This is a genomic window from Prosthecobacter sp. (genome assembly GCF_044373815.1).
Taxonomy (GTDB): domain Bacteria; phylum Verrucomicrobiota; class Verrucomicrobiia; order Verrucomicrobiales; family Verrucomicrobiaceae; genus Prosthecobacter.
Genome location: NZ_JBIPNG010000312.1, coordinates 1 through 7,840 on the forward strand (window position 1 = coordinate 1; position 7,840 = coordinate 7,840).

The following is a 7,840-nucleotide window of genomic DNA, read 5'->3' on the forward strand; positions in this document are numbered from 1 at the left end:
AAGGTGTCTTTGCGCCCGGTGTTCCGGTGCAAAAATTAAACCGTCTGGTCGATGAAATCGATGATGAAGCCTTTCTGGCCCCATCCTTCAACCCACTTTCGTCAGCCTTCTCACCACCTCCGCCGCAAGCACAAAGCCAAAGGTGCCGGTGACGAACGTCGCAGCACCAAAACCGGCGGCGCAGTCAAGGCGGAGGCCCGTTTCCGCACCGGTTTCGGGTTCGAGAGAGCAGGAACCATCCGCCCACGGAAACACCGGCTTTTCCATGGAAAACACGCAGGGGATGTCCATCGTCACGGGGCGGCCCTGCTCGCTTTTGGCGAAGCCATAATCACGGCGCAGGCTCTGGCGCACGCCTCGGAGCAGCGGATCCGCTCCGGCATGACCGAGATCGGCGATTTTGATGCCAGTGGGATCACGCCGCCCCCCGGCAGATCCCGAAGTAATGACGGGCAAACCGCGTGCATGGCAGCGAGCGATGATGATCGCCTTGATCGAGGTGCGATCGACAGCATCGACCACGAAATCGAAGTTCGGTGCGAGCAGTCGGTCCGCATTCGATTCGGTGAGGAACTCGATGACGCGGTTCACGCGGCAGGCGGGATTGATCTCGGCCACGCGTGCGGCCAGCACATCGACTTTCGACACACCGATGGTGTGGGCCAGGGCAGGAAGCTGACGGTTCGTGTTGGTGATGCAGACATCGTCCATGTCGATCAACGTCAGCTCACCAATGCCACTGCGCACCAGCGCTTCCACGATCCATGACCCCACGCCGCCAACACCCACAATGGCGACGTGTGCTGCGGCAAGGCGTGGCAGGGCAACGGCTCCATAAAGCCGCCCGATGCCGCCGAAACGCTGGGTGTAAGATTCATCCATGCGCTCGTTTAGCGTGGTCAGCAGGCAAGATCAAGGAAACGGGGTATCCCGTCCCCGGTTTGGCCGCATCAGCAATGATGTGCACCACGCGTATTCACATAGAGCGAATAGAGGCTCTGCGAAGCGGTGATGAAGAGGCGGTTCCGCTTCGGCCCGCCGAAGCAGAGGTTGCTGGCGGTTTCGGGGAGCTTGATGTAGCCAAGCATTTTTCCTGCCGGATTGAAAACGTGGACGCCATCGTAGCCGTCGCCGATCCAGCCGGCGCTGGCCCAAAGATTGCCCTCGACGTCGCAGCGGACGCCGTCGGAGTTTCCTTTGGCAGCCTTGTCGGTGAGCATGCCTTTGTTGGTCACGAAAACCTTGCCATTCTTCACCTTCTTCCCATCCACATCATAGACACGGATGTTTTTCGGTGAGCCGCTATCGACGATATAGACCTTCTGGTAATCTGGCGAAAAGCACAGCCCGTTCGGCTTCTCCAGATCCTCCGTAATCTTGCTGATCTCACCACTCGGATCGATGCGATACACCGCCTCCTTCAGCAGCAGCTCTCCTTTGTTTCCCTCGTAATCCATCATGCTGCCGTACCCCGGATCGGTGAACCAGACGGAGCCATCGGCATGCACGGCGCCGTCATTCGGTGCGTTGAGCGGTTTGCCTTCGAACTTGTCGGCTAGCACGGTGATCTTGCCGTCGAGTTCGTAGCGGACGACACGGCGCGTGGCGTGCTCAAAAGAGATCTGGCGGCCTTGCAGATCAAAGGTGTTGCCATTGCTGTTGTTGGCGTTGTTGCGCAGCACGGAGACGTGGCCGTCTTCGGGCAGGTACCGCATCTGCGCGTTGTTGGGAATGTCGCTCCACACGAGGTAATTGCCGCTGCCGTTCCATGCCGGGCCTTCCGCCCAGAGCATGCCGGTGTGCAGGCGGCGGATGGGCGAGTTTCCCTGAATGAGTTTTTCAAACTCGGGCTCGAGCACAATGACATCGGGATCTGGATAGCGCTCGGGCGTCTGGCCGGACCAGTCGCGGGACAGCAAGGTCGTGGTGGCGGCGGAAACGGCGAAACTGGTCAGGAAGGTGCGGCGGCTGGTGTTCATGGCAGAAGGTGGTTGTAGCGAAGAGAACGTGCGATTGGCAAGAGATTTGGCAGCAAGAGCAGAGGTGAAAGCACACAAAAAAGCCCCGGCTGCATGGCTGCAGCCGGGGCTGGAGTGATCCAGGTTTGTGTGATTAGACGATCTCCACGTTCTGGCGGCCATGCTCGGCATAGTCCTTCGCAGCCCAGCCGGGCATGGCGACGGGATACCAGCCTTCACCATCGGGTTTGACCGGGGCTTCGGACTCGGGGGTGATGATGTTAGGCATGTGCTGCACTTTGCTGTTGAGCACTTCATCCCACTTCAGATCCTTGCCGGAGTAGGTGGCCATGCGGCCCATGAGGGCGGTCATCGTGGATTCAGCGCCGTAGTAGGCGTTGTTGATGGCCTTGTTCTCACGGATGGCGGCCTGCAGGGTGTCGTGCTCGGTCTGGTATGGATCCGGATCCAGCTTCTTGGCATTTCCCTTGCCCGCCGATGCGGGATCCTTGCCACCCGGGCGGTATTTCCAGATGGTTTCGCCCTTATGGTTGTTCGCATAGCAGCGGCCGCTGTTGTCGAGGTAGATCTTGCCTTTGGTGCCGGTGAATTCTTCGCGCACGGCGTTGCTCACACCGGACTGATGACGGCACTGGCTGTTGATGCGGACACCGTTTTCATAGGTGTACTCCACGTAGTGGTGGTCATAAATTTGAGCGAACTTCTTGTCCACACGCTGCTGGCGGCCACCCATGCCCTGGGCGCTGATGGGATGACCACCAAGGAACCAGTTGGCCACGTCGATGTTGTGGATGTGCTGCTCATTGATGTGGTCTCCGCAGAGCCAGGTGAAGAAATACCAGTTGTTGAGCTGGTACATGAGTTCGGTCTGGTCTGGGCGCTTGTCACGGAACCAGATGCCACCACCATTCCAGTAAACCTGGCCGGAGACGATGTCGCCGATGACGCCGTTCTCCTTGACCTGGGTGAGGGCTTCGCGGTAGCAGTTTTGGTAACGACGCTGCAGGCCGCAGACGACTTTGAGGTTTTTCTCGTCAGCGATCTTGGCCATTTCGAGGACCTTGCGCACGCCGGGGGCATCCACGGCGACGGGCTTTTCCATGAAGATGTTTTTACCAGCGTTCACAGCGGCTTCGAAGTGATAGGGGCGGAAGCCGGGAGGCGTGGTGAGGATGACGAGATCGCAGCAATCAATCACCTTCTGGTAAGCGTCTGTGCCAGCAAAAATGCGGGAGTCATCGACCTTCACCTTGTCTGGGACTTTGTTGCGCAGATTGCTCAGCGCGCCGTCCGCCTTTTCTTTGAAGGCGTCGCCCACAGCGTGCAGCGTGATGCCCTTCTGATTGGTGCTGAGCGCCTGGCCGGCAGCGCCGGTGCCACGACCGCCGCAGCCAATAAGGCCGATTTTGATTTCATCGCTGCCGGCAACATTCGCGGACTGGGCGACTGTGAGGCCGGTGCTTGCTACAGTAGCGGCAGTGGTGCCGATAAACTGGCGGCGGGAGGTCGCCGCTGCTGGGGGTGGGGTCGGTGTGTTCATGGGTTGAATGGGTTGGGGTGACATGGCTTCAAATCAGGCGAGCGCGTTTTTGATGAGCGCGAAGCCTTCGGTGTAAACTTGTTCGGTGTTGGGGAAGAAATCGCGCCAGACGCGGGTGGCGGCGGCGAGGTCTGGCAGAGCGCTGCCAAAGGCCTCGATGGTCATCCAGCCGTCATAGCCGATTTTTTTGAGGTGCTTGATCTGCTCCACGATGTTGATGTGGCCACGGCCAGGAGTGCCGCGATCATTTTCGGAGATGTGGACGTGGTTGAGCTTGCCGGAGGCAAACACCGTGTCGATGGCCGCCAGTGGGTTCTTCTCTTCAATGTTGGCGTGGAAGGTGTCATACATCGTGCCGAAGTTTGGATGATCGACACGCTTCACGTAGGCGGCAGCCTGCTCCATGGTGTTGAGCAGATGGGCCTCGAAGCGATTGAGCGCTTCAATGGCGCACTTCACGCCTGCGGCTTCAGCGACGGGAGCGATGGCACGATGCACTTCGGCAGCGCCTGCGAGTTCGGCCTCCGATGGGAAGGCTCCAGTAAACTGGCCGAGCACCTGATAGTAGGGGCCGACGAGAGTCTGCACGCCGGCGTTGTGCGCGCATTCGATCACACGCTTGAGATGATCAATGGCGCCCTGGCGGTTTGCCGCGACGGGGCTGATGGCATTGTGGGCTTCATCTGGCAGGACGGTGACAGCGGTGCATTCGAGACCGTTGTCCTTCAGCACCTGGCCGATGCCTTTGAAATGGGCTGGATTGCTGACATCAAAGATCGGAACCTCGACTCCGTCGTAGCCGGTGGCCTTGAGTTTTTCGATGACGGGGTAGTTTGCCTCGGTGATGTGACCGGAGTAGAGAAGGAGATTGAAGCCGATTTTCATGGGGTGGGACGCGAAGCTAGGGAATGGCGGGCGAATTGGCAAGGTCTGTGTCGGAAGATTTCCCTCGTCAGGCACAACGCCCCGGCTGCTGCCTCTATTGCGCCAACCTCGGGAAATCGCAGCGCAGGCTCAGCAGCGGCAAATTAGGCATTGAAAAGGATGCGCCCGATTTCATTAGTGCGTAGACTTCCCGCCATGCGAGTTTGCTGGCTGAAATCACACCTCATCATGACTGCCCTTCGTTTCATCGCGCTGTCCGCCACCTGCCTTGCCCTGGCTTCCTGTGAAAACACAAAAAAATCCGGCGGCACTAGCAGCGACCCCTATGCCTCCAACTACGGCACCGACGGGCACTACAATCCTTACCCGGGCCAGAGCGGCTACGCCTCTTCCACCACGCCGAAGTATCAGACCCCGCCGGCCCCTGCCTCCCTGCCGCCGGAGCCCCCAGCGAATCCCTATTCTTTCAGCGGTACGAAGAAGGTGACTCCGTCCAGCACCTCATCCACGCCCAAGAAGTCCACGGCATCCAGCAGCAGCGCGAAGAAGAAATCCACCCCTTCGAAATCCAAAGCGACTGGCAAAAAATCCTCCGGGTCGAGATACACCGTCGTCAAGGGTGACACGCTCTCCGCCATCGCCCGGAAAAAGGGTTCTTCCGTGGCTAAAATCAAGGCCGCCAATGGCCTCAGCGGTGATCTGATCCGTCTTGGTCAGACCCTGAAAATCCCCTGATTCAACGTTCGACTCATTTTTTGGCTCCAAAACGTGCTGCGACCTGAATAATTCCAACGTCACGGCCGTCAATCCTCCGCCAACAATAATCCATGCCTGCCTCAGCATCGACTGACCCTGGCGAAGTCTCAGACCTCGACTTGGTCAAACGTAGCCAAGCAGGCGACACGCGGGCCTTTGACGTTCTCGTCACGCGCTACCGTGGGAGGATTTATGCCATGACCTATCACCTCATCCAGAACGAAACCGAAGCATGGGACCTCGCCCAAGAGGCTTTCATCAAGGCATGGCGCGCGCTGCCGACGTTCAAGCATGATGCAGGATTCTACACCTGGCTCTACCGCATCGCCCACAATGTCAGCTATGACTGGCTCAGGAAGAAGAAGATCCAGGGCGATGGTGAATTCGATGACGAGCGCACGGAACACCGCGTTGCTGCCGGTGCCGAAGCCACGCCAAAGGGCGATCTCGCTCCCGACGCCGCCCTGCGCAATGCCGAGCTCGGCCAGCGTATTCAGGACGCCATCGCCAAACTTTCGCCCGAACACCGCCAGGTCATTGTCCTGCGTGAGGTCGAAGGGCTCGCTTATGAAGAAATCGCCGCCCTCATTCCCTGCTCTCTCGGCACGGTGATGTCTCGTCTGTTTTACGCCCGCAAGAAACTTCAGGAACAACTCCACGACGTTTATGAAACCTCCATCTGAAGAACACGACCTCATTCGCTGGATTGATGGCGAAATGAATGAAACGGAACGCACCACGTTTGAGGAACGCCTCAAGCTAGATCCCGTGCTCGCCAAGGAAGCCCGGCAAATGCGCGAGCTGAGCACCAACATCCGTGCCCATCTGCCCGCCGAAATGCGTGTACCGCACGCCGATTACTTCAACACCCAGATCGAAGTGCGCATCACCCAGATGGCGCTGGACGAAGCACGCGCCAAGCAGGCCGCTCCGGGCTGGGGTGCCATGTTTCAATGGCTGCGTCAGCCATGGTTTGCACTGGCAGGCACTGCTGCCCTGGCGGTTTTGGGCTTCTTCCTGATGAATCCTGCGACGGGCGACGCTTCGGAAAGCATGATCATCAGCTCCTACACCCCCAACACCCACGTGCAGGCGCGCACCTACCATGACAGTGCCGCAGATGCCACCGTCCTGATGCTTGATGGGCTGGATGCCGTGCCGGCTGAGCGAAAAGTCTCGGGAATCAACATCCAGCGCAGTGAAGTGGAGCCTCAACTGGCCTCAACGACGATGTTCGACGCACATGGAACTCCGGTGCTCATGATTTCCCGTGACGCACTAGGCAATCCCATGATCACTCCTCGCGGATGAAGCCCATCCTTACAGCGCTCTTTCTTGTTCTCTGCACAGCCTTTGCCAGTGCCCAAGGGGAGCCACCATCTGTGGTATCTTCAGTCAATCACGCGACTGAAGGTCACGTGTGGGGCGCGCTCATTTTTGCCACCAACGATGCCACCCAACTGACCGGCGCCAAAGTGCCGATTCACGCGGAGCTGCCCCGACTGAATGAGCGCCTCGCGAAGGTGTTTCCATTCAAACACTTCGAAATCCTTGGCCAGCATCGGCAGGACATCTTCCGTGAATATGAATCCTGGGTCGTTCCTTCCCGGGATCTGTTCATGAAAATTGACTCCAAAGGCCCGGCGGACAAAGGCGGGGTGAATTTGCACCTCCAAGTCTGGCGTGAGCAGCAGGTTTTGGTCAAAAGCGATGCCGTTCTGCGCAAAGACAGCCCCTTGTTCATCGGCGGACCGCCATGGAAAGAAGGACGTTTGATTTTTGTTCTGTTCCTGGAGCGCAAATAAAAGGAACTACCTGGGCATCAAGCCAGTTCAAAGACTCAGCAGGCTTCGATCAGCATAAAATGATCAAGTCACGCGGTACAAATCAGCCGCTAAGGCTCATGAATCACGCTTGGAAATGACGATAGGTTCCAAACCTGGCACCTGATCTTGGCGATGCGCAAACATCTGCCTGAAGGAGATGTGCTTTTTCCATCTGCCTGTGCGGTTAGAGTCGCCCCTACAGTTAGGAATTACTGATATAGCAGTTCGCAAAACTCATTTCCGTTTAGCAGGCTGTTTCTTGATCGAGGATCATGTGCTTCGACGGCGGCTGGTTGAGGACAACCAGCCCTACCCACGCTGGATATGCGAACGCCCGGCGCGAGGTGGGGCGGCTTGTCCTCAAGCCGCCGCCGAGCGTTTCCACACTCGCTTTCCGGAAATTAGTTTCGCAAACCGATATCTATGTATGCGACAGGCCGGGGCGAGACGCACCATTTCGGTGCGGCAGGTGGTGCCGATCTCACGCACAGCCTTCGAGTGCAAATTTCGCTGACATTTTGGCGGCTCACCTGGTGGAGAAATCCCTGAAGGCGAGGCTGAACTATGCGCGCCAGCTGCTCACGACGACGCGTGTTTCCATTGCCTAATTCGCCGAGCGCGCCGGCTTTTTCCTCCGGTGAGTTTTTGTGCGTTGCCTTCAGCAAGCGCACGCAGTCATTCGAGAGGCTCAGCACGTTCCGCGTGCCTGCCGTGGGCTGAGCGTTCACGCCGGAGCATGTTTTTTGGGCTCGGAACGCGGGCACAAAAAATCCCGCATCTCTTACGAGATGCGGGATGATGTTTAATCTGGCAACGTCCTACTTTCGCATAGCCTTTCGCCATACTATCATCGG

Annotated in this window: 8 protein-coding genes; 4 read left to right on the forward strand and 4 right to left on the reverse strand. The window is 58.2% G+C overall.

The genetic code is table 11. The features are described 5' to 3' along the window. Positions 1-87: 87 nt before the first annotated feature. The 4 genes from ACIREA_RS21430 to ACIREA_RS21445 form a co-directional block, all read right to left on the reverse strand. On the reverse strand, positions 88-882 hold the full coding sequence (locus ACIREA_RS21430) for a ThiF family adenylyltransferase (protein WP_397384393.1): 795 nt from the start codon (positions 880-882) through the stop codon (positions 88-90). A gap of 68 nt (positions 883-950) precedes the next feature. Continuing rightward, positions 951-1,979: an SMP-30/gluconolactonase/LRE family protein gene (locus tag ACIREA_RS21435; RefSeq protein ID WP_397384394.1), complete on the reverse strand. Its 1,029-nt coding sequence runs from the start codon at positions 1,977-1,979 to the stop codon at positions 951-953. A 133-nt stretch (positions 1,980-2,112) separates the two neighbouring features. After that, entirely contained in the window at positions 2,113-3,519 is a 1,407-nt protein-coding gene (locus ACIREA_RS21440; protein WP_397384395.1) for a Gfo/Idh/MocA family protein, read from the reverse strand. A gap of 33 nt (positions 3,520-3,552) precedes the next feature. Continuing rightward, positions 3,553-4,404, reverse strand: a complete 852-nt coding sequence (locus ACIREA_RS21445; protein WP_397384396.1) for a sugar phosphate isomerase/epimerase family protein — start codon at positions 4,402-4,404, stop codon at positions 3,553-3,555. A gap of 228 nt (positions 4,405-4,632) precedes the next feature. Here ACIREA_RS21445 and ACIREA_RS21450 point away from each other — a divergent pair, with 228 nt between their 5' ends. From ACIREA_RS21450 to ACIREA_RS21465, 4 genes are all read left to right on the forward strand, one after another. Then, positions 4,633-5,139 carry a LysM peptidoglycan-binding domain-containing protein gene (locus ACIREA_RS21450; RefSeq protein ID WP_397384397.1) on the forward strand — a complete coding sequence of 169 codons (507 nt, stop codon included), beginning with the start codon at positions 4,633-4,635 and terminating at the stop codon, positions 5,137-5,139. Positions 5,140-5,231: 92 nt separating this feature from the next. Continuing rightward, positions 5,232-5,843 carry a sigma-70 family RNA polymerase sigma factor gene (locus ACIREA_RS21455; protein WP_397384398.1) on the forward strand — a complete coding sequence of 204 codons (612 nt, stop codon included), beginning with the start codon at positions 5,232-5,234 and terminating at the stop codon, positions 5,841-5,843. After that, positions 5,827-6,471, forward strand: a complete 645-nt coding sequence (locus ACIREA_RS21460) for an anti-sigma factor family protein (RefSeq protein WP_397384400.1) — start codon at positions 5,827-5,829, stop codon at positions 6,469-6,471. The genes ACIREA_RS21455 and ACIREA_RS21460 overlap by 17 nt, the downstream gene beginning before the upstream one ends. Next, entirely contained in the window at positions 6,468-6,965 is a 498-nt protein-coding gene (locus ACIREA_RS21465) for a hypothetical protein (protein WP_397384402.1), read from the forward strand. The genes ACIREA_RS21460 and ACIREA_RS21465 overlap by 4 nt, the downstream gene beginning before the upstream one ends. Positions 6,966-7,840: the final 875 nt, after the last annotated feature.

What these genes read in the sequence shown, in the direction of transcription:
- ACIREA_RS21455 (WP_397384398.1), top strand. Translation starts at nt 5,232, where the DNA reads ATGCCTGCCTCAGCATCGACTGACCCTGGCGAAGTCTCAGACCTCGAC.
- ACIREA_RS21460 (WP_397384400.1), top strand. Translation starts at nt 5,827, where the DNA reads ATGAAACCTCCATCTGAAGAACACGACCTCATTCGCTGGATTGATGGC.
- ACIREA_RS21430 (WP_397384393.1), bottom strand. Translation starts at nt 882, where the DNA reads ATGGATGAATCTTACACCCAGCGTTTCGGCGGCATCGGGCGGCTTTAT.
- ACIREA_RS21445 (WP_397384396.1), bottom strand. Translation starts at nt 4,404, where the DNA reads ATGAAAATCGGCTTCAATCTCCTTCTCTACTCCGGTCACATCACCGAG.
- ACIREA_RS21435 (WP_397384394.1), bottom strand. Translation starts at nt 1,979, where the DNA reads ATGAACACCAGCCGCCGCACCTTCCTGACCAGTTTCGCCGTTTCCGCC.
- ACIREA_RS21465 (WP_397384402.1), top strand. Translation starts at nt 6,468, where the DNA reads ATGAAGCCCATCCTTACAGCGCTCTTTCTTGTTCTCTGCACAGCCTTT.
- ACIREA_RS21450 (WP_397384397.1), top strand. Translation starts at nt 4,633, where the DNA reads ATGACTGCCCTTCGTTTCATCGCGCTGTCCGCCACCTGCCTTGCCCTG.
- ACIREA_RS21440 (WP_397384395.1), bottom strand. Translation starts at nt 3,519, where the DNA reads ATGAACACACCGACCCCACCCCCAGCAGCGGCGACCTCCCGCCGCCAG.